Source organism: Enorma phocaeensis (genome assembly GCF_016901575.1).
In the GTDB taxonomy this organism is placed as follows: Bacteria; Actinomycetota; Coriobacteriia; order Coriobacteriales; family Coriobacteriaceae; genus Limicola; species Limicola phocaeensis_A.
In genome coordinates this window covers 362,560-383,195 of record NZ_JACJKQ010000001.1, presented here as the reverse complement: position 1 = coordinate 383,195, position 20,636 = coordinate 362,560, and the positions used below count along the sequence as shown (strand labels likewise).

Here is a 20,636-nt window from a genome sequence, read left to right as displayed (position 1 = left end):
GTACGCCCGTTGGCGGAAACGGTGAAAATACGTTGGCGAGATCGGCGGGGATGCGTTGGCGGATTCGGCGCGACCCGTTGGTCTAAACGGTGAAACTCAGATTAGCAATAACAGCCTCGAGGCGCGCGCTGGTCGAGGCGGCGTGGCACTTCCAGACCTGCTCGCCGAAGCCGAAGGGGGCGCCGAGGGGCTCCTCCGTGCCGCCCGCGGTCAAGCGCCGGTGCGACGAGGCGACCGCCCGGCTCTGCCGCAGGCACGAGGCGCTGCGCGCCGCCGGCAAGAGGCCGTGCGTGGCCAACGTGGCGGTGGCGCGCGAGCTCGCGTGCTGGGTCTGGGAGATAGGGTGCCGGGCCGAGGGCACGATCTCGTGACCGCCCGCCGATAGCCTTCCCGCCGGGAGGGCCCGCGCCTCGACGCATCGCCGGGACCGGCTCACGAGCCTTTTTTATGGGCAGCCAGACGGCCGCGCCCGAGAACAGAGACTTCAGGCCCTCGGCCGACGGTCCCGGACGGAGAGTCGAAATGCGGTAGCGCGCGGCGACATACCCCGCATGCCGCGCCACTGAGCCCGCGGATATTAGCTTGCCAGGCGAGCGACGACTAACGAGCATCCGCGCGGGCCCGACCGGCTGGAATAAGAGCAGGTCCGGAACGGAATTTCCGGACCTGCCGCGTCATGCCGCTTGACAATGGCTTTCTCATATTAAAAAAAGCCCGGCATCACGGGGATGCCGGGCTTGCGATTCTACTGGAGCGGGCGACGGGAATCGAACCCGCGTCATCAGCTTGGAAGGCTGAGGTTCTACCATTGAACTACGCCCGCAATATGGTCGGGACGACAGGATTTGAACCTGCGACATCCTGCTCCCAAAGCAGGCGCGCTACCAAGCTGCGCCACGTCCCGACGTCCAGAACCTGCATTATAGGGCCAAACACCTCATCGGGCAACCGCCAACAAGAAGTTTTTGGATGTAGGTCCAACCGGGAGTTCGGTGCGAAGGCTTCGAGGCAAGGGCTCGCTCGCCTTGGCGCTGGCGCACCTCGGGCGAGCGCGTATCGTGGTCAATCATGATGAGCTCTGGGCAGGTTGACCGCAGACGGATTCTCCGGTGGTCAATCGTTGCGAGCTCTGGGTAGGACGGTCATGCTTCCGAGGCGCCATTGGTCAAAGCGGGCCGCCCCTGGGCAGGCCGATGCGGTAATTGACGAGCATTCTCGTCGCATGGTGCATCGATCCTGCCCAGATGCCACCCGCTTTGACCATTGGAGGGATCCGTCCATGTGCGTGCTGCCCAGGGCTCATTCCTCCCGACCATCAGCCGGGCGATTCATGAGCGTGTTGCCCAGCATGCGCATGAATCGACCATAGCGGTGGCGACGATGCACGGTTGTCGCCCAGCCCACAGGTCAATTGACCAATGCCAGGCGTTTCGCCGTCTCAGCCCTAGAGCAGACCGCTCGATGGCGGCGGCACCTTGAGGCGGCGTGCCCTATCGCAAAAACATCCGAATGAGCTTGTCCTTCGTAGGCGTGTACGGCTGGTAGCGCATGGGGAGATCGAGCCACAGGTGCTTCTTCAAGATGCTTTTCTCATGGCTGAAGGTCTCGAAGCTCTTCTTGCCATGGTAGCTGCCCATACCTGAGGCGCCAACGCCGCCGAATCCCATCTCGCTGGTTGCAAGGTGGACGATGGTATCGTTGATGCACCCGCCGCCAAAGGGGACATGCTCGAGAAACCGGTCTTCGAGCGCACGGTCCTTGGTGAACAGGTAGAGCGCGAGCGGCTTCGGTCGCCGCTTGATGAACGCCTCGGCCTCCTCGATGGTGTCGTAGGGGATGACGGGCATGATGGGGCCGAAGATCTCCTCGCCCATGACGGGGTCGTCTTCGGCGACGCCGTCCATCACCGTTGGCTCAATCTGCAAGGTCTCCTTGCGCGACGCGCCTCCGACCACGACCTTATTCTGGTCGATGAGGCCGAGAAGACGCGCGAAGTGCTTCTCGTTGACGATCTTTCCCCACTGCGGGTTGTCGAGCGGCTGCTCGCCGAGCATCGCCTTGATCTGGACACGCACCAGCTCGAGGAAGCGGTCGTGCACGCTGCGGTCGACCAGAATGTAATCGGGCGCGACGCAGGTCTGCCCGCAGTTGAGGTACTTGCCGAAGACCACGCGCGCGGCGGCGCGCTTCAGGTCGGCGGAGTCGGTGATGATGCAGGGGCTCTTGCCGCCCAGCTCAAGCGTGACGGGCGTGAGGTGCTCGGACGCCTTTCGCATGACGAGCTGGCCAACCGTGACGCCGCCGGTAAAGAAGATGTAGTCAAAGGTCTGGTCGAGAAGCTCGGTGTTTTCTTTGCGGCCACCCTCGACGACCGCGACGAGCTCCGGTGGGAGGCACGATGTGATGAGGTCGCGCATCACCGCCGAGGTCGCGGGCGAGTAGGCGCTCGGCTTCACCACGCAGCAGTTTCCCGCCGCGATGGCCCCTACCAGCGGCTCCATGGTGAGCATGAAGGGGTAGTTCCACGGGGACATGACGAGGACCACGCCGTAGGGCTCCGCGATCGTGAAGCTCGTGGCATGGAAGTTGGCGAGACCGGTGCGCTTGCGATGGCGGCGTGCCCATGCCCTCACGTGGCGAATCTGGTAGCGCAGCTCGGCGAGCGTCATGCCGACTTCGCACATATAGCTCTCTGTGGCGGACTTCCCCAGGTCTTCTTTGAGCGCCGCGTTAATGCGGTCCTCGCTGTCGACGATGGCCTGCTCGAGCGCCTTGAGCGCCTTGATGCGGGCGTCGACGGGAATGGTGGCGCCGGTCTCGAAGTGCGCGCGGCATCGCGCGACGGTCTTATCGATGCACATGGGTGCGGTTCCTGTTCTTCTCTAGGGCGGCGTTGCCGGCGTGCTTTTCGGGATGATGGCCAACTTTGTCGGGCGTGGCGCCAGACGGGCCGGCCGCCTTGCGCGCCTCATCCGACTTCCGTGGCCCCTCGGCGGCGTCGGCGCGTGCGGCCAGCTTTTCGGGATGTCGGCCGACCACGGGTGCGGCAGACGCGGCCTGGGCCCTGGCGGTTGCGTGCTCCCCGGAGGCGGACGAGGCGTTCTCCTCAGGTGCCGAGGCGGGCTTGGAGGCCGCTGCATCGAGGCCGGCAGGCGTCTTCACCAGGTGATACAGCTCTTCCAGCTCTCGGGCGTCCATCAGGCGGGGAACGGGGTAGAGCGGATTCCCCTCGGCGTCCGCGTGGCGCGCCATGAGGGGGATGTCCTCATCCCGAATGCCGCCAAGGGTTGAGGGGATCTGCATGGCGGCATTCATCTCCCTCACCCAGGCGATGAACGCGCGCGATGCGTCGCGGTCGTCACCATGGTCGCAGACGCCCGCCTTGCGGGCAAGGTCCGCCAGGCGCCTCTCGCAGCTCGGCCCATAGGATTCGAGGACGAGGGGGAGAAGCACCGCATTTGCGAGGCCATGGGCAATTCCATACTGGCCGCCCAGCGAGTGGGCCACCGCGTGCACGTATCCCACATACGATTTGGTAAAGGCAAGGCCCGCCTGGTAGGCGGCGCGCAGCATATGCTCGCGAGCGACGGCGTCGTGGCCGTCACGATAGGCGCGCAGGAGGTATTCGTGGATCTCATGCACCGCCTGGATGGCGTTGGCGCGCGTATCGCGCGTAGTCGACCTGCCGATATAGGCCTCGACCGCGTGCACGAGGGCATCCATGCCGGTCGTCGCGGTGACGCTCGCCGGCAGGTCGAGGGTGGTGCAGTAGTCGAGAACGGCGTAGCGCGGAATGAGCGCAAAGTCGTTGATGGGGTATTTGTAATGGGTCTCGTCGTCGGTGATGACGGCGGCCAGGGTGGTTTCGGAGCCCGTCCCCGCGGTGGTGGGAACGGCGATGAGCAGCGGCAGCTTTGCTAGCACCTTGAGCACGCCGCGCATCTTCGCCACGGGCTTGCGCGGGCGTGCGATGCGCGCACCCGCGGCCTTCGCGCAGTCCATGGCGGAGCCGCCGCCGAACGCGATGATGGCCTTGCAGCCCTCGGCCAGGTATAGTTCGCGGGCGGCCTCGACATTCGAGATGGTCGGGTTGGGGACCACGCGGTCGAATATGGCAACCTCGATGCCCGCCTTCGCGAGCTCGGCGAGCATGGGGTCGAGCAGGCCAAGCCCAGAGATCGTTTTGTCGGTCACCACGAGCACCTTGGTTGCGCCGTGCTCGCGAAGCACCTCTGCGCAATCGGCAAAGGTGGCGAGCGGCGTGGGCTCGCGATAGGGGAGAAGCGGGATGGCGGCACGGAAGCATGTCTGGTATGCGCGGCACCAAAGAGAGCGGACGGGATTCAATGGAGGCTCCTTAGGAGTTATGCAAGGTATGGGCGAACGAAGGATAGAACATTGACGATATTAGGTAAATCGTCAATCTCTAAAGATGGAGGGGGTGTGACGGGAGTGCGCCGTCGCCTGGAGCGCCGGGTGCTACAATCGCCCCCGGCCTTTGTTTCTACGTTGTTGCATGTACGTTTCTACAGGGCTTCTTCTCCAAGCGTTCATGCGCACAGCGTAAACTCTTTCGGGGCGTTTGCGGGCCATGGATTCGGCGCGCGCCGCCCTGCCGCACCCGCGGCACGTTCCTGAGGTTAGGAGAGAATATGAGCTATACCCAGAAGGTCATTGCCGAGCTGCGTGAGCGCTATGCCGACCAGCCCGAGTTCCTCCAGGCTGCCACCGAGGTCCTCGAGACCATCGAGCCGGCTGTCGAGGCGCATCCGGAGTACGAGCAGGCTTCGCTTCTCGAGCGCCTGGTCGAGCCTGAGCGCATCATCATGTTCCGCGTGCCCTGGGTCGACGATGAGGGCAAGGTTCAGGTGAACCGCGGCTACCGCATTGAGTTCAACTCTGCAATCGGACCCTACAAGGGCGGACTGCGCCTGCATCCCAGTGTCAACCTGTCCATCCTGAAGTTCCTTGGCTTCGAGCAGATCTTCAAGAACAGCCTCACCACGCTGCCCATGGGCGGCGGCAAGGGCGGCTCCGATTTCGACCCGAAGGGCAAGTCCGATCGCGAGGTCATGGCGTTCTGCCAGTCCTTCATGACCGAGCTCTGCCGCCACATCGGGCCCAACACCGACGTCCCCGCCGGCGACATCGGAACCGGCGCCCGCGAGATCGGCTATATGTTTGGCCAGTACAAGCGCCTGCGCAACGAGTGGTCTGGCGTGCTCACCGGCAAGGGCCTCACGTTCGGCGGCTCTCTGGCGCGCACCGAGGCCACCGGTTACGGCGCGGTCTATTTCCTCACCCACATGCTCGCCGAGAAGGGCGAGGAGCTTGCCGGCAAGACGGTTGTCATCTCTGGTGCGGGCAACGTCGCGATCTACGCTGCGGAGAAGGCGGAGGAGCTTGGCGCGAAGGTCGTCACGGTTTCGGATTCCAACGGCTATGTGTATGACCCGGAGGGCATCGACGTCGCTTTGCTCAAGGACGTCAAGGAGGTCCGCCGCGCTCGCCTGACCGAGTACGTTGCTGCTCGTCCGTCCGCCGTCTACCACGAGGGCGAGCGCCCCTGGAACGAGGCCTGCGACATCGCCATGCCGTGCGCCACGCAGAACGAGCTGCCGCTTGAGGGCGCGCAGGCGCTCGTCGCCAACGGCTGCAAGTACGTGGTCGAGGGCGCCAACATGCCCACCACTGCCGATGCGACCACCTACCTCATCGACAACGGCGTGTTCTTTGCGCCCGGCAAGGCTGCCAACGCCGGCGGCGTCGCGGTTTCCGGTCTTGAGATGAGCCAGAACGCCGAGCACCTCTCGTGGACGTTCGAAGAGGTCGACGGCAAGCTCAAGGGCATCATGGCAAGCATCTACGAGGCGGCCAGCTCCGCTGCGAAGGAGTACGGCCATGAGGGCAACCTGGTCTTCGGTGCCAACATCGCCGGCTTCCTGAAGGTTGCCGACGCCATGATGGCTCAGGGCGTTTGCTAGCGAAAGCGCGCGGGGATCTTTCTCTGGGAAGGGGCTGCGCCCCGGCGTTTTAGATCTTCGACTGCCCGCGGCGGGTTTCCGCCGCGGGCAGTTTTCGTTTCTTTCCTTGCGATTCCAGGCGGTCGGCTTTCAAGGGGCGCGGCTTGGTGATGACATGCGGTTTCCGCATGCCGCTTGTCGGCTTCAGGGCTGATGTTCGTGCTGGATGCGGCGTATCTGATCGTTTGGCAGCGCACCTTTAGGCTTCGGTCGCAAAAAGCTGCATACCTTGCCGCCGTGTTGGACGATGTCATGCGTCTCGCCTCTTTCGAGCGACGCTTCCGGAGCATTCTGCACGCGCTGCCGACGAGAAATGAATAAAATCCGTAGAGACTTGTATAAAAAACGACTTGAGATCGATGAGCTCGGAAGTTTTCTGCTCGAGGGGACCCCGTTCTGTGCAAAAAATCGATTTGTCGGTCAAGCTTGGACTGTATGCAGACGCAATACTCATTCTATTAGGAGAAGGTCCTAATAGTTTCCTGCGCTTTTCTTTATGCATGGCTTGGGCGCACGAGAGAAACAACCGACAAATCGATTTTTTGCACACTTTTGCCTCTTTGCGGACAGAAAGCCGCTGCCACGCGCGTCCGTCCATGCATATTCTCAGTTGTGGCCGCCTAAAGTTGGCTCGTGGCGGGGTCTTGCCGGGCATGCCGTGCCGCCGGCAGGCCGAGTGTCCAGGCCAAACCGATTGCATCTCAGCATTCTGGCCAGCCGAAGGCGCGTCGTAAACCGTTGAGCAGCTCTACCTGCTTTACTCGATGCGCGCGTGCGCGGTTCTGGTATCGCGCTCCTGCACGACGGTAGAGCTGTATCGCCTCCGCTTCCAGCGCGTCGATGTCGGCGAGTTGGATTCGGTTCAGGGCATCTGTGGTGATTCCCATCGCTTTCAGGCCGGAAGTCCGTCTCTCATCATGGATTCTCGAGGACGAGAGGTCGTGGTATGCGCCGTTGTATTCGAGTGTCGTGTGCGATTCGGGAACGTATGCGTCGCAAACGGCATAGGGCATGCCGGAGATCGCCCGGGCTTCTCTAGAAAAGGGGACCTTATGGTTGAGCCGCATGGCGCGTATTGCAAATCCGCCCGCAGCAAATGGTAGGTGGAACAGGGACGCCATGATCGCCTCACCGGGAGACCGGGCTCCGTCCAGCGTGTGGCGCGCGGCGCGAAGGGCAAGCTTCGCGTTTCCGATGCCCGCAAGGCCTTCGAGCTGGCGCCCAAGCTCTTTCGCATGGATGGCGGGGTCGGATTCGAAATAGCCGCTCTCACGCTCATGGTCGGAGGGGTCGAAACAGATTTCTCCCGGAACGTGGGACTCCTTGAGGGAAAAGGTCCCGCATAGCTCGAATGCGAGCGCGACCACTTCGGGAAAGTCATGGCTGCGCGCGTACTGTGCGAGCATCAGGGCGGGAGACACCGAGTAGATTCCCGGAGCGATCTCCAGGATGCTTCCGGCGGGAAGCGCCGAGGAGCAGACGTGGCAGCGAAGGCCGGGACGATGTCGCGTCTGGTTGCGATGCGTGACGAGCACCTCGATGGGAGTCTCGGGGTGTTCGGAGTCCCACAGGCCCTCCCGATAGAGCAGGCCCATATCGATGTCGCCACGGTTGGGCGCAGATGCCGCGAGCACGCGGCGTTGCTCGATCAGGCCCAGCGGCCGCCACGGGAGGCGGGCGTAGCGCCTTCGAGCCACGCGCACTGCCCTCAGGGCCGACCCGTGGGAAACGATGACGGTATGTCTCGGCGTTCCTTCCATGGTGACACCCTATCTTGCCGCGATGGGTTTGGGAGGGATGCGGCGATACTTTGCCGCCTGTGGTCAATCTTGTCGGTAAGTGGAATCTACCTGCGGAAATGATTAAAACGGGGAAAGATTTGGGGAAGATGGCTGCAAGATTTGGGAGAACCGTCCAAGAGTGCCGCCGCCACCGCGCTCTGGCTTCTCGAGGCGTTCTGCCCTGGCGTCGCGAGCATGCGGCGTGAGGTGCCGACGGGGCGCCGCGCCCGCAGGCCGAGTCCTTCGCCACATGGCGTCGTGCCGCATGCGAGCTGCGCTCTTTATGTATAGGCGCGGCGGCCCTCGTCACTCGTAAAAGATTTGCTACATTGAAGCTCTGGTAACGAGCCGGCAAGAGGGGAGAACGTCGTGCTCAGATTTGGCACTTACGTGCGGGCAAAGAGTCCGCAGGAGGCCTATGAGCTGCTATGCAGCAAAAGGGGAAGCAGGATAGTCGGCGGTGGAGGGTGGATGCGCCTCTCGACGCGTCCCGTCGGCACCGTGATCGACCTGACCGATTGCGGCCTTGACGCAATCGACGAAGTGTCCGATGACCCGGTTTTTGGACGGGCGCTAAGAATCGGTGCGTATGTCACGCTCGGCACGTTCGAGCGCGACGGACGCGTCGCGGATGCCACGGATGGGGCGGCGTCGTGCGCGGTGCGCGACATCGTGGGCGTACAGTTTAGAAATCTCGTCACCGTGGGCGGCAGCGTGTGCGGCCGCTTCGGCTTTTCTGACGTGTGCCTGCTGCTGCTCGCACTTGGAGCCGACCTTGAGTTCGTCGGGGGCGGGCGCACCTCCATCGAGGCGTTCTTGCTGGATACCGCCCCTTGCCGCGACGTGCTTACGCACGTGATCGTCCCGGCTTGCCCTGTGCGCGCTAGCTATCAGGCGGTGCGTCGCCAGGCAACCGACTTTCCGCTCATCAATGCCTGCGCCGCGCGCACGGAGCGCGGCTGGCGTGTTGCGGTGGGCGCGCGGCCCGGAAGGCCCCGCCTCGTCGCGGGCGCGTCGGCGGGCGGCGGCATCGAGGCAAAGCCTGCGACGCCGTCCATCTCCTTCGATCCGACGCCAGAAGAGGTCGCCGCCGCATGCTCTGCGGCGGAAGGGCTCGTCTATTCGAACAATATGCTCGCGAGCGGCGCATATCGCCGAGAGGTCGCGCCGGTTCTGGTGCGCCGGGCAATCGAGGCGGCATGCGGCGCTGCGTCTTTGCAGGGCGCTGCCTCCGCTGCGGCAGATCGGCCAGAGATGGGGGAGGGGGCGCGATGAACATCTCGTTTGTGCTCAACGGCAAGCGCGTGGGGTGCGATATCGTGCCAGACACCTCGCTGTTCGAGCTGCTGAGGTCTCAGGGGTGCATGAGCGTGAAATGCGGATGCGAGACGAGCGACTGCGGCCTGTGCACCGTCTGGGTCGACGGCGTGCCGACGCTGAGCTGCTCGGTCATCGCGGCCCGCGTCGACGGCCACGACGTCACCACGCTCGAGGGGCTGCAGCGCGAGTCCCATGCCTTTGCCGTGTGCATGGCGGAGGAGGGCGCCGAGCAGTGCGGCTTCTGCTCGCCCGGCCTCATCATGACGGTGCTCGCGTTTGAGCGCGAACTCGCCGGTCGCGTTCCCACCGAAGACGAGGTGCGCCGCTATCTGGCGGGCAATCTCTGTCGCTGCACCGGCTACATGAGCCAGATGCGTGCAATTCGCCGCTATCTCGGCATGCCCCGTGAGGCGGCTGCCGTCCTGGATGCCTCGATTGAGAAAGAGGGGGTGGCGTAGATGAACGGCAACCGATCTCATGCAGTCTCTGCCGACGATGCGCGCGACGTCCATTGCGATGCGCCCGGAATCCCCACCTGCGACATCGCTCCAGAGCGTACGCGCGACCTCAAGTACCTCTCGCAGCCCGTGGTCAAGAAGGACGCCTACGCCCTGCTTGCGGGCAAGCCGCTTTATACCGCAGACATCGCGCCTGCCGACGCCCTGGTCATGAAGATCGTCCACTCGCCGCATGCGCATGCGCGCATCCGGTCCATCGACACCTCGCGCGCCCTCAAGGTGCCGGGCGTGGTCGCGGTCTTTACCTACCACGACGTGCCGCAGACGCGCTTCTCGCTTGCCGGCCAGTCGAATCCCGTCGCGTCGCCCTATGATCGCCTCATCCTCGATCCGGTGGTGCGCTACGTGGGCGACGAGGTCGCGTTGGTCGTCGCCGAAAACGACCGCGCTGCCGAGCGCGCCTGCCGACTGGTGAGGGTCGACTACGAGGTGCTTCCCGCCGTGCTCGACTTCACCCAGGCGGTTGACAACCCCGTGGTGGTCCACGATGAGGATGGATACACCGTCAATGCGGGATGGATCAACAACGAGCGGAAGCGCAACATCTGCGCCCAGGGCGGCAGCGCCTTTGGCGACCTCGACGATGCGTTCGAGCAGGCAGAGGTGGTCATCGACCGCACCTACCATACCAAGGCAAACGCCCAGGCCATGATGGAGACCTTCCGCTCTTTCGCCTATACGGACGCCTATGGGCGCATCGTGTGCGTCTCGTCGACGCAGGTGCCCTTCCATATCCGACGCATGATCTCCACGGCGCTCGAGATTCCCCCCTCGCAGGTGCGTGTGGTGAAGCCCCGCATCGGTGGCGGTTTCGGCGCCAAGCAGAGCGGCTGCCTGGAAGTCTTTGCGGCGTTCGCCGCCTCGCGCCTTGGCCGACCGGTGAAGATCATCTATTCACGTGAGGAGACCTTCACCGCGTCGAACTCGCGCCACGAGATGCAGATGCACGTGCGCCTGGGCGCGCGCCGCGACGGAACGATCGTGGCGATCGACCTCGAGACCCTCTCCAACACCGGGGCCTATGGCGAGCACGGCCCCACCACGGTCGGCCTGTCCGGCCACAAGTCGCTGCCGCTTTACAACCGCGCGCTCGCGACGCGTTTCGGCTTCACGGTGGTCTACACCAACACCATGCCGGCGGGCGCCTATCGCGGCTACGGCGCCACGCAGGGCCTGTTCGCGCTCGAGTCCGCCGTGAACGAGCTCGCCGACGAGCTCGGCATGGACCCCTGTGACCTGAGGCTGCGCAACCTCGTGCGCGAAGGAGAGGTCATGCCGCAGTTCGACGGGCAGACCCTCAACAGCTGTTCGCTCGACCGCTGCATCCGTCGTGCCCAGGAGATGATCGGCTGGCACGAGAAGGGCCTGGTCCGCGAGGTCGGCCAGGGCCGGGTCCGCGCCCTCGGCGTGGCGCTCGCCATGCAGGGCTCGTGCATCCTGAACGTCGATATCGGCTCGGTGGACCTGAGGCTCGAGGAGGGCGGCTTTTACGTGCTCTCGATCGGGGCGACCGACATGGGCACGGGCTGCGACACCATTCTGGCTCAGTTCGCCGCCGAGGTGCTCGAGTGCCCGGTCGAGCGCATCGTCACGCGCGGCGTCGACACCGACGTCAGCCCCTATGACACGGGCTCCTATGCAAGCTCGACGACCTACATCACCGGCGCCGCGACGATCAAGGCCGCGCGCGCCCTTCGCGAGAAGATGGCCTTGACCGCTGCCGGCAGGTGGGGCGTCGACGCGTCCGACGTGTGCTTCGACGGCGAGCGCCTCTTCGTGCCGGCTCCCAACGGAGGCGCGCCCCTGCACGAGACGGACCTCGCCGCGTTTGCCAACGCATGCGTCGCGGGCGGCGAGGGCGACGCGCTCACGGCGCACGCCGCCCAGGGCGCCGAGGCCTCCCCTCCGCCCTTCATGGCGGGCATCGCCGAGGTCGAGGTCGACCGCGCGACCGGCGAGGTGCGCGTGGTGGACTATGTGGGCGTGGTGGACTGCGGCACGGTCGCGAACTCCAACCTCGCCCGGGTCCAGGCCGAGGGCGGCATAGCCCAGGGCATCGGCATGGCGCTCACCGAGGACGTCCAGTACAGCCCCGCCGGCCGCATGCGCACGCGGTCTTTCATGACCTATCGCCTGCCCACGCGCCTCGACGTGCCGAGCATCCGCGTCGATTTCGTGCCGAGCTACGAGACGACCGGCCCCTTTGGTGCGAAGTCCATCGGAGAGGTGGTCATCAACACGCCGGCGCCCGCCATCGCGAGCGCCGTGGCGCATGCCTGCGGGCATCAGGTGCGCGAGCTCCCCATCACGGCCGAGAAGGTGCTTCACGGGGAGTAGGAAATCTCGCCGCGACCGCGTCGGCGCGCGCAAAAAGTGTGCGCGCTGCATGGTCGCGGCACCATATGATGGGTTTCCGCACGCAAATCAGCGTGTTCTGCTATCATGCAAAGTCTGTGCGCATCATGCGGGCGTGGCGGAATTGGTAGACGCGCTGGATTTAGGTTCCAGTGGGCTTCCCGTGAAGGTTCGAGTCCTTTCGCCCGCACCACGCGCCCGGGCAACCGGGTCCGCGCGCACGGTCAGCCCTCGGCCTGCTCACGGCGGGCACGCAGGGGCGACGCTTTGTGTCATGAGGTGTGCCCAGCACCTGAGACCAGCTGGGCTTGTAAGAGGAGGAACGTTGAACATCACTTCCGAGGTGCAGGACGGCAAGCTCGTCGCGACGGTCACCATCCCCGCCGCCGATGTCGATTCCGCGATCAAGAAGGCCTACCGCGAGGCTGCTAAGAAGTACCGTTTCCCGGGCTTCCGCGCCGGCAAGGCCCCTCGTCCCGTCATCGACAGCATGCTTGGTGCGCAGGCCACCCTGGCTCAGGCCACCAACGAGCTCATCGGCTCCAGCGAGCCTAGCGTCCTGAACGAGCTGGACATCGTCCCGGTGGGCGAGCCCGAGTACGCCGACATCGACATCGCCAAGGACCACGAGGACTATACCTACTCCGTCACCTTCAAGCTCCGCCAGGTCGTCGAGCTCAGCTCCTACGAGCCCGTCGAGATCGAGATGCCTCCCGCGGAGGTCACCGAGTCCGAGATCGACGCCCAGGTCGAGATGCTCATGGGCTATCACGCCACCTTCGAGGATGTCGAGGGCCGCGCCGTCGAGAACGGCGACTTCGTGACCGCCGAGGTCAAGAACGTCAAGAACGCCGAGGCGCTCGCTGGCGAGTCCCGCATGATCGCCGTCGGCGCCGGCAACCTGCCCGCCGCCTTCGACGAGGGCCTCATCGGCATGAACGTCGACGAGACCAAGGAGATCTCTTGGACTCCCGAGGTCGAGGGTGCCGAGGAGGCTGCCGTCGAGGTTACCGTGAAGGGCATCCGCGCCCGCAAGCTCCCCGAGCTCACCGACGAGTTCGTCAAGACCTCCTTCGGCTTCGATGACATCGCCGCCATGCGCGACGCCGTCAAGTCCGAGATCGAGCAGGAGAAGGCTTCCCAGCTGCCCGGCCTCAAGGAGAACCGCGCCGTGGCCGCTCTCGCCGAGCGCCTGGACCTCGAGGAGGTCGACGCCGACTATGCCCAGTCCGTCTTCTCCGAGCTTGGCCAGAACTTCCTGCAGAACCTGCAGGCCAGCGGCATGACGCTCGATTCCTGGCTCCAGGCTTCGCACATCTCTTCGCAGCAGTTCATCGACGACCTGCATCATCAGGCCGACGACGTCGCTCGCGAGTCTCTCGCCCTCGACGCGCTCGCTCGCGAGCTTAAGATCGAGGTCACCGAGGAGGACATCGACGGCGAGTTCCAGCGCTCCGGCGTTGCCGACCCCGAGGCCACCAAGGCCCAGTTCATCGCCGAGGGTCGCATCCCCGCCATCCGCGATTCGCTTCGTCGCTCCAAGGCCTGCGACTGGCTGGTCGAGACCGCCAAGGTCACTGAGGTCGACGAGACCGCTAAGAAGGATGAGCAGGACGCCGAGTAGGCTCACTGTGTGAACATCCGATTTTCGGGTACGTATCATTCCGGTTGACCGGCATGTCTGCGGTGGCTGGGTCGCATCTGCGTCCAGCCGCCGCACTTTGTACGTATGCACATCCAGATTGGAGATCGCATGAGACCCACTATTGAATCAGCCCTTGTCCCGTACGTCATCGAGCAGACCCCGCGCGGCGAGCGCAGCTACGACATCTATTCGCGCCTGCTCAACGACCGCATCGTCTTTCTGGGCGAGGAGATCAACTCGGTGACGGCGAACCTCGTGATCGCCCAGCTGCTGCACCTCGAGAGCCAGGACGCCGAGAAGGATATCTCCCTCTACATCAATTCCCCCGGCGGCGAGGTGTATTCGGGCCTTGCGATTCTGGACACGATGAACTTCATCAAGCCCGACGTCTCCACCATCTGCGTGGGCATGGCCGCCTCCATGGCGGCGGTGCTTTTGGCGAATGGCGCGAAGGGCAAGCGCTTCTGCCTGCCGAACTCCATGGTGATGATCCATCAGCCGAGCGGCGGCGCCCAGGGCCAGCAGACCGAGATCGAGATCGTCGCGCGCGAGATCAAAGAGAATCGCCGCAACCTGAACCAGATTCTCGCCGACGCCACCGGCCAGCCGTTCGAGCGCGTCGAGCGCGACACCGAGCGTGACCACTACATGCGTGCCGCCGAGGCCCTTGAGTACGGCATCGTCGACCGCGTGATCACCTCCCGCAACCAGGCAGCGAAGGGGAACGAATAATGCCTAACGATTCTCGTGGCGACCAGTATCCCACCGGTCCCATCCGCTGCTCGTTCTGCGGCAAGGAACAGGACCAGGTCCGCAAGCTGGTGAAGGGTCCCACGGACATCTTTATCTGCGACGAGTGCGTCGCCGCCTGCGTCGATATCCTCGAGGAGTCTCTTGCTAACGACTTCATGGCCGGCGGCGGAGACTTCTCCGACATGCTCGATTCGTTTGGCCTTCAGGGTTCGCAGCTCGCTGAGCTCGACGAGGCCGACGATGACGGCCATCACGGCAAGCAGGTCATCGATCGCGTCCCCACGCCGCACGAGATCTACGACGAGCTCTCGCAGTACGTGATGGGCCAGGAGGACGCCAAGCGCGCCATGTCGGTGGCGGTGTACAACCACTATCGCCGCGTGCTCGAGGGCGGCGCTGCCGAGGGGGCTCGCGACGAGTCCGACGGCGCGGACGGGCGCCTGCCTATCGGTAAGCACGCTGCGGGCCCGGACGACCTTTCGGATGTCGAGCTCGCCAAGTCGAACATCTTGCTGCTGGGTCCCACGGGTACCGGCAAGACCCTGCTTGCCCAGACGCTCGCCCGTATCCTCGAGGTGCCCTTTGCCATCGCGGACGCCACCGCGCTTACCGAGGCGGGCTACGTGGGTGAGGATGTCGAGAACATCCTGCTCAAGCTCATCAATGCCGCCGACGGCGACATTGAGCGCGCGCAGGTCGGCATCATCTACATCGACGAGATCGACAAGGTCGCCCGCAAGGCGGAGAACCTGTCCATCACGCGCGACGTCTCGGGCGAGGGCGTGCAGCAGGCGCTGCTGAAGATTCTCGAGGGAACCGTCGCAAGCGTGCCTCCCACCGGCGGGCGCAAGCATCCTCAGCAGGAGCTTTTGCAGATCGACACGACGAACATCCTGTTTATCTGCGGCGGCGCCTTCGTGGGACTCGACAAGATCATCGCCGACCGCGTCGGCAACAAGGGCGTGGGCTTCAACTCCGAGATCGCTGGCCCCACGTCGACCGACGAGAACGACCTGCTCCGCCAGGTGTTGCCTCAGGACCTTAACGCGTTTGGCATGATCCCCGAGTTCATCGGCCGTACGCCGGTGATCACCGAGACCTGCGCACTCACCGAGGACGACCTCGTCTCGATCCTCACCGAGCCGCGCAACGCCATCGTGAAGCAGTACCGCCGCATGTTCCAGCTCGAGGACTGCGACCTCGAGTTCGAGCCCGAGGCGCTCCACGAGATCGCGCATCTGGCGCTCGAGCGCAAGACGGGCGCGCGCGGCCTGCGTTCCATCTGCGAGCAGCTGCTGCAGAAGACCATGTTCGACCTGCCGAGCGAGCAGGGCGTCGAGAAGGTCGTGGTGACCGCCGCCGCCGTCCGGGGCGAAGAGGAGCCCCGCCGCGTGCTTTCTGCAGCATAAGGGGAGCGGGCGCGTGCCGCCTTTCCGTGCGGGCGCTTCCGGTTGCTTGCGCATGGCGACGTCTTTCATGGTGCCCCAGCCGCTTCGGTGCGGCTGGGGCACTTGCCGTATATGCGGCGCCCGCGTCCCCAGCAACACATTCGCCGCATGGTTGGAGCGCATCGCGGACACGCGGGCGACAGGGCCGCCGACGGCGTCGACCCCTGCTGCGCGCTATAGTCTTTCATAGCGAGCTCGGGCGCTTCGCGTCCCTGCGTCGTATGGGGCTGCTGCTTCGGAGGGGGAGTTCATGAAGGTCACCGTCTTGCTCGAGAACGCCACGCCGTCTAGCAGGCTCATCGCAAAGCACGGTCTGAGCCTGTTGCTGGAAGCGGGGGAGCGCCGCGTCCTCTTTGACATGGGGCCCGACGGCTCCTTCTTGCGCAACGCCCACGCTTTGGGCGTCGATGTGCTTTCGGCCGATGCTGCCGTCATCTCCCATGGCCACTACGACCACGGCGGCGGCCTAGGCGCCTTCATCGAGGCTTCGCGCGACCGCGCAGCCAAGGCACCGGTCTTTGTGCGGCAAGGCGCCTTTGGGCGGCACGTGTCGGGATCGCCTGGCCGCCATCACGACATCGGGCTTGACGGCGCCCTGAGAGATGAGCCACAGGTGCGCGTCGTTGCCGGGGACGTCGACCTGGGCGGCGGCCTCAGGCTCTTCTCCTGTCCGAAGCGGCCCCATCCCATGCCCGCTTCCAACAGCAAGCTCTATGTTCGGCGGGGCGAGGGCTTTCAGCATGATGACTTCATCCACGAGCAGAGCCTTCTGGTCTGCGAAGGGGGCCGCAACATCCTTGTGGCGGGCTGTTCCCATGCGGGAATCCTCAACATCATGGACTGCGCCGAGAGTCTCGCCGGCGCCCCAATCGACGTCGTGGTCGCAGGGCTGCATCTCACCAATCCGTCGGGAGGCACCACCGAGGGCGAGGCTGCGACGTTAGAACTCGCCCGCGAGTTTGCAAGGCGCAAGACGAAGGTCTGCACCTTCCACTGCACGGGGATTCCGTCCTTTTCGCTCATGCGAGATGTCATGGGGCCCCGCATCGAATACCTCGGCTGCGGCAGCGTGCGAGAGGTCTGATGATCCGTGAAGGATGCCTGTCCCCTAAGGGTGGCACAGGGGCGGCCCGATATGTACCTGTCCCGTTTCGCGGCGCCTGCGCTATGCCGACGGCCGACATTCGTGGTAACCTCGAACACTGAAACATGCTTGCAACCTCGACAACCGATTCCCGAGAGGAAGCCTTTCATGGAAGAGATGCCCAAGACATATGACCCGTCTGAGAACGAGCCCAAGATTTTGCAGAAATGGCTCGACGGCGGGTATTACCAGCGCCGTGCGGGCAAGGGCGACTGCACGGTCGTGATTCCGCCGCCCAACGTGACCGGCAAGCTTCACATGGGCCATGCGCTCGATGACTCCATCCAAGACGCCATCGTCCGCGAGGCGCGCATGCGCGGCCGCTCCACGCAGTGGATCTTGGGCACCGACCACGCGGGCATCGCAACGCAGACCAAGGTGGACAAGAAGCTCAAGAGCGAGGGCAAGAACCGTCTCGAGATGGGTCGCGAGGCCTTCCTCGACGCGTGCTGGGACTGGACGCATGAGTACGGCGGCACCATCAAGGAGCAGATCAAGCGCATGGGCTGCTCGGTCGATTTCGAGCACGAGCGCTTCACCATGGATGACGACTACGCCGAGGCCGTTCGCCGCGTCTTCTGCGATTGGTACCACGACGGCCTCATCTATCGCGGCAAGCGCATCGTCAACTGGTGCCCGAGCTGCACGACCGCCATCTCTGACGACGAGGCGGAGTATAAGACCGAGGCGGGTCACCTGTGGCATCTCCGCTACCCGCTGACCGAGCCCGTGAACGGCCAGGACTACATCGTCGTCGCCACCACCCGCCCCGAGACCATGCTCGGCGACACCGGCGTTGCCGTCTCGCCCAAAGATCCCGAGAAGGCGGCGTTCGTGGGCAAGACCGTCAAGCTTCCCATCGTCGACCGCGAGATCCCCATCTTCGAGGACTGGCATGTCGACGCGGGCTTTGGCTCGGGCTTCGTCAAGGTCACGCCTGCTCACGACCCCAACGACTACGCCATGGGCCAGGCTCACGACCTGCCGCAGATCAATATCTTCGACGAGCATGCGGTCGTTGTGGACGGCTACGGCGAGTTCTCCGGCCTGACGCGCGACGAATGCCGCGAGAAGGTCGTGGCATGGTTCGAGGAGCACGGACTGCTCGATCACATCGAAGACCACGAGCACTCCGTCATGCATTGCTATCGCTGCGATACCACGCTTGAGCCCTGGCTTTCTGAGCAGTGGTTCGTCGCCGTGGATAAGCTCAAGGGCCCTGCGGTCGAGGCCGTCGAGTCCGGCCGCGTGCGCTTCAACGCCGATCGCTGGAAGCAGAGCTACCTCACCTGGATGGAGAACCTCAAGGACTGGTGCATCTCGCGTCAGCTGTGGTGGGGGCATCGCATCCCGGTCTTCTACTGTGAGGACTGCGGATGGGAGGACGCCCTCATGGAGGATACCGACGTGTGCCCCAAGTGCGGCGGACACCATGTGCACCAGGACGAGAACGTGCTCGACACCTGGTTCTCGAGCCAGCTGTGGACTTTCGCCACGCAGGGCTGGCCGCAGCATCCCGAGCGGCTCGAGGGGCATCATCCCACGACCGCCCTCGTCACGGCTCGCGACATCATCGCGCTGTGGGTCGCGCGCATGATCATGAGCTCCGAGTACTTCCTGGGCGAGGAGCCGTTCCATGACGTCGTCATCTATCCGACGATCCTCGCCAAGGACGGCAGCCGCATGTCCAAGTCCAAGGGCAACGGCGTGGATCCCATGGATCTCATGGACATGTACGGCGCCGACGCCATGCGCTTCAACCTGCTGAGCCTCTTCACCAACAACCAGGACGTGAAGTTTGACGCCGACATCGACAAGAAGACGCATGAGTTCAAGGGCAGCCCGCGCACCGAGCAGGCAAAGTCGTTCGTCACCAAGATCTGGAACGCGAGCCGCTTCCTGCTCATGAACATGGATGGCTATACCGCCGGCGAGCCTGTGGCCGAGACCGCCGCGGACGCCTGGATGTTCAGCCGCCTGGCCAAGACCGTGAAGGGCGTGACCGAAGGCATCGAGGGCTATACGTTCGGCGACGTCGCCCGCTCGGTTCAGGCGTTCTTCTGGAACGAGGTCTGCGACTGGTACGTCGAGGTCACGAAGTCGCGCCTGAAGGATGAGGGCGCTCGCCTGCAGGCCCAGCGCAACCTCATCTTCGTGCTCGACACGAGCCTTCGTCTCATGCATCCGCTCATGCCGTTCGTGACCGAGGCCATCTGGGACGTCATGCCCGCGAGCTTCCTCGACATGGACGGCGAGCGCGCCGAGGCCCTCATGGTCGCCGCCTGGCCCGAGCCGGCTGACTACGAGCGCTGGATCGACGAGCCGGCCGAGCGCGCCTTCGAGCTCACGCGCGCCGTGGTGACCGACGTGCGCTCCACGCGCGCCCGCTACCGCATCAGTCCCAAGGAGGAGCTGGATGTCGTGGTGTGCGGGCACAGTGCCGACGTCTGCGAGGCGCTTGCCGATATGACCGCCTTCATCCGCGACTTCGCGCGCGTGGGCACACTGACGCTCACGCACGACGACGAGTTTGCCGGCAAACCCGAGGGTTCCATCGCGCTCGCAGGCCCCGACTTCAACGCGTATGTCATCGTGGGCGACCTCGTCGACTTCGCTGCCGAGAAGGCGCGCATCGAGAAGGCGATCGCCAAGGATGAGAAGGAGCTTGCCGGCGCCGAGAAGACGCTTGCGAACGAGGGCTTCGTCGCCAAGGCTGCTCCCGAGGTCGTGGCCAAGAAGCGCGAGCGCGCCGAGGAGCTGCGCGCCGAGATCGAGGCCCTGACCGCCCAGCTCGCAGACTTCGCATAGTCCTCGAGCGAGGTCCAGGGGCAAAGCGCCCGTGTCGTTCTCGTTCTGAGGGAATGTGGCCCGGTTGCTATATGCGCGGTCGCTCCGATTGGATTCGGGGCGACCGCTCGCTTTGTGGCGTGGCCACCTTTGGTGATTTCAAAGCGATGGGCTGAGGGGGCTGTCCGTGGAACTTCATAGCGGCAAAACTCGGCTGAGGGCCCGCATGAAGACCGTCCGTGACGCGATTCCCGCTTCCGAGCGTTTGCAGGCGGATGAGACCATCCGGATGCGTGTCATGGGGTTGTTGCGCGCGCGTGATGTAGACGCCGTGTTTACGTACCTCTCGTTTGGTTCTGAGGTCGATACGCGCTCGCTGGTTCGAGCGCTCCTTTCTGAAGGCGTCGCCGTCGCCTTGCCGCGCTGCGTCCCGGGCTTGCGGGAGCTCGCCTGGCATGGGGTTCGTGGGCTCGATGGGCTCGTTCGAAACTCCTTTGGAATCGACGAGCCCCCTGCGGACCCTTCGACGCTTGCAGCCCCCTCGGATTACGTCCATCCGGTCGCGCTCGTACCCGGACTCGCGTTCGATGAGACTGGGTATCGGCTCGGCTATGGCGGTGGCTACTACGACAGGTTTCTTGCCGAGTTTCCGGGCTCCTCCATAGGTCTTTGTCGGCGAGCCCAGCTCCTCGCGAGCCTTGCTGACGAAGGCGCGGTCGGTCCCTATGACGTTCCCGTTAATCAAGTCGTCTCGGAAATAGGTCTTGTGCGCGTGGGCAGTTGAGATGGTCAGGGGCGTCGAGAGCTGGGCAGTGTGTGCCTGGGTGAGGGCCGGTCTTGGTCATTTCGGGTGGACGCTGGA

Annotated in this window: 15 protein-coding genes and 3 tRNA genes; 13 read left to right on the top strand and 5 right to left on the bottom strand. The window is 64.5% G+C overall.

What is annotated here, in order from left to right:
* Positions 1 to 197: 197 nt before the first annotated feature.
* Positions 198 to 371, top strand: coding sequence for a hypothetical protein (locus tag H6A15_RS01680; RefSeq protein WP_204671812.1), 174 nt, complete (start codon positions 198 to 200; stop codon positions 369 to 371).
* A 378-nt stretch (positions 372 to 749) separates the two neighbouring features.
* Here H6A15_RS01680 and H6A15_RS01675 read toward each other — a convergent pair.
* The 4 genes from H6A15_RS01675 to H6A15_RS01660 form a co-directional block, all read right to left on the bottom strand.
* A tRNA-Gly gene (locus tag H6A15_RS01675) sits at positions 750 to 823 on the bottom strand.
* A gap of 4 nt (positions 824 to 827) precedes the next feature.
* Positions 828 to 904, bottom strand: a tRNA-Pro gene (locus H6A15_RS01670).
* Between the two features lie 586 nt (positions 905 to 1,490).
* On the bottom strand, positions 1,491 to 2,861 hold the full coding sequence (locus H6A15_RS01665; protein WP_204671810.1) for an aldehyde dehydrogenase: 1,371 nt from the start codon (positions 2,859 to 2,861) through the stop codon (positions 1,491 to 1,493).
* Positions 2,848 to 4,347: an iron-containing alcohol dehydrogenase gene (locus H6A15_RS01660; RefSeq protein ID WP_204671808.1), complete on the bottom strand. Its 1,500-nt coding sequence runs from the start codon at positions 4,345 to 4,347 to the stop codon at positions 2,848 to 2,850. The genes H6A15_RS01665 and H6A15_RS01660 overlap by 14 nt, the downstream gene beginning before the upstream one ends.
* Before the next feature lie 305 nt (positions 4,348 to 4,652).
* On the opposite strand from H6A15_RS01660, the gene gdhA reads away from it, so the two are divergent.
* Entirely contained in the window at positions 4,653 to 5,984 is a 1,332-nt protein-coding gene (gene gdhA, locus H6A15_RS01655) for an NADP-specific glutamate dehydrogenase (protein WP_204671806.1), read from the top strand.
* Between the two features lie 192 nt (positions 5,985 to 6,176).
* Positions 6,177 to 6,344 carry a hypothetical protein gene (locus tag H6A15_RS01650; protein ID WP_204671804.1) on the top strand — a complete coding sequence of 56 codons (168 nt, stop codon included), beginning with the start codon at positions 6,177 to 6,179 and terminating at the stop codon, positions 6,342 to 6,344.
* 380 nt (positions 6,345 to 6,724) lie between these two features.
* On the opposite strand, the gene H6A15_RS01645 is transcribed toward H6A15_RS01650, so the two are convergent.
* Entirely contained in the window at positions 6,725 to 7,783 is a 1,059-nt protein-coding gene (locus H6A15_RS01645) for a hypothetical protein (RefSeq protein WP_204671802.1), read from the bottom strand.
* Between the two features lie 390 nt (positions 7,784 to 8,173).
* Between H6A15_RS01645 and H6A15_RS01640 the strand changes: the two genes are divergently transcribed.
* The 10 genes from H6A15_RS01640 to H6A15_RS01595 all read left to right on the top strand — a co-directional run bounded on the left by H6A15_RS01640 (position 8,174) and on the right by H6A15_RS01595 (position 20,558).
* Positions 8,174 to 9,079: an FAD binding domain-containing protein gene (locus H6A15_RS01640; RefSeq protein ID WP_204671801.1), complete on the top strand. Its 906-nt coding sequence runs from the start codon at positions 8,174 to 8,176 to the stop codon at positions 9,077 to 9,079.
* The gene (locus tag H6A15_RS01635; protein WP_204671791.1) at positions 9,076 to 9,582 is read left to right on the top strand and encodes a (2Fe-2S)-binding protein; all 507 of its coding nucleotides are present in this window, start codon (positions 9,076 to 9,078) and stop codon (positions 9,580 to 9,582) included. Before H6A15_RS01640 ends, H6A15_RS01635 begins: the two co-directional genes overlap by 4 nt.
* Positions 9,583 to 11,979 (top strand): xanthine dehydrogenase family protein molybdopterin-binding subunit, encoded by a 2,397-nt coding sequence (locus H6A15_RS01630; RefSeq protein ID WP_204671789.1) that lies wholly within the window; start codon positions 9,583 to 9,585, stop codon positions 11,977 to 11,979. It begins immediately after the preceding gene.
* Between the two features lie 127 nt (positions 11,980 to 12,106).
* Positions 12,107 to 12,190 (top strand) — tRNA-Leu (locus tag H6A15_RS01625).
* Between the two features lie 132 nt (positions 12,191 to 12,322).
* Positions 12,323 to 13,621 (top strand): trigger factor, encoded by a 1,299-nt coding sequence (gene tig, locus H6A15_RS01620; RefSeq protein WP_204671781.1) that lies wholly within the window; start codon positions 12,323 to 12,325, stop codon positions 13,619 to 13,621.
* 129 nt (positions 13,622 to 13,750) lie between these two features.
* Complete coding sequence (locus H6A15_RS01615; protein ID WP_204671779.1) at positions 13,751 to 14,374, top strand: ATP-dependent Clp protease proteolytic subunit; 624 nt, start codon at positions 13,751 to 13,753, stop codon at positions 14,372 to 14,374.
* Positions 14,374 to 15,804: an ATP-dependent Clp protease ATP-binding subunit ClpX gene (clpX, locus tag H6A15_RS01610; RefSeq protein WP_204671777.1), complete on the top strand. Its 1,431-nt coding sequence runs from the start codon at positions 14,374 to 14,376 to the stop codon at positions 15,802 to 15,804. Before H6A15_RS01615 ends, clpX begins: the two co-directional genes overlap by 1 nt.
* 289 nt (positions 15,805 to 16,093) lie before the next feature.
* Positions 16,094 to 16,927, top strand: a complete 834-nt coding sequence (locus H6A15_RS01605; protein WP_204671775.1) for an MBL fold metallo-hydrolase — start codon at positions 16,094 to 16,096, stop codon at positions 16,925 to 16,927.
* A gap of 168 nt (positions 16,928 to 17,095) precedes the next feature.
* Positions 17,096 to 19,795, top strand: a complete 2,700-nt coding sequence (locus H6A15_RS01600) for a valine--tRNA ligase (protein WP_204671773.1) — start codon at positions 17,096 to 17,098, stop codon at positions 19,793 to 19,795.
* A 166-nt stretch (positions 19,796 to 19,961) separates the two neighbouring features.
* Positions 19,962 to 20,558 (top strand): 5-formyltetrahydrofolate cyclo-ligase, encoded by a 597-nt coding sequence (locus tag H6A15_RS01595; protein ID WP_342635783.1) that lies wholly within the window; start codon positions 19,962 to 19,964, stop codon positions 20,556 to 20,558.
* The last annotated feature ends 78 nt before the right edge of the window (positions 20,559 to 20,636 follow it).

Coding starts and splice junctions, on each gene's coding strand:
- H6A15_RS01665 (WP_204671810.1), bottom strand. CDS start 2,861: ATGTGCATCGATAAGACCGTCGCGCGATGCCGCGCGCACTTCGAGACC.
- gdhA (WP_204671806.1), top strand. CDS start 4,653: ATGAGCTATACCCAGAAGGTCATTGCCGAGCTGCGTGAGCGCTATGCC.
- H6A15_RS01650 (WP_204671804.1), top strand. CDS start 6,177: ATGTTCGTGCTGGATGCGGCGTATCTGATCGTTTGGCAGCGCACCTTT.
- H6A15_RS01645 (WP_204671802.1), bottom strand. CDS start 7,783: ATGGAAGGAACGCCGAGACATACCGTCATCGTTTCCCACGGGTCGGCC.
- H6A15_RS01635 (WP_204671791.1), top strand. CDS start 9,076: ATGAACATCTCGTTTGTGCTCAACGGCAAGCGCGTGGGGTGCGATATC.
- H6A15_RS01630 (WP_204671789.1), top strand. CDS start 9,583: ATGAACGGCAACCGATCTCATGCAGTCTCTGCCGACGATGCGCGCGAC.
- H6A15_RS01615 (WP_204671779.1), top strand. CDS start 13,751: ATGAGACCCACTATTGAATCAGCCCTTGTCCCGTACGTCATCGAGCAG.
- clpX (WP_204671777.1), top strand. CDS start 14,374: ATGCCTAACGATTCTCGTGGCGACCAGTATCCCACCGGTCCCATCCGC.
- H6A15_RS01605 (WP_204671775.1), top strand. CDS start 16,094: ATGAAGGTCACCGTCTTGCTCGAGAACGCCACGCCGTCTAGCAGGCTC.
- H6A15_RS01600 (WP_204671773.1), top strand. CDS start 17,096: ATGGAAGAGATGCCCAAGACATATGACCCGTCTGAGAACGAGCCCAAG.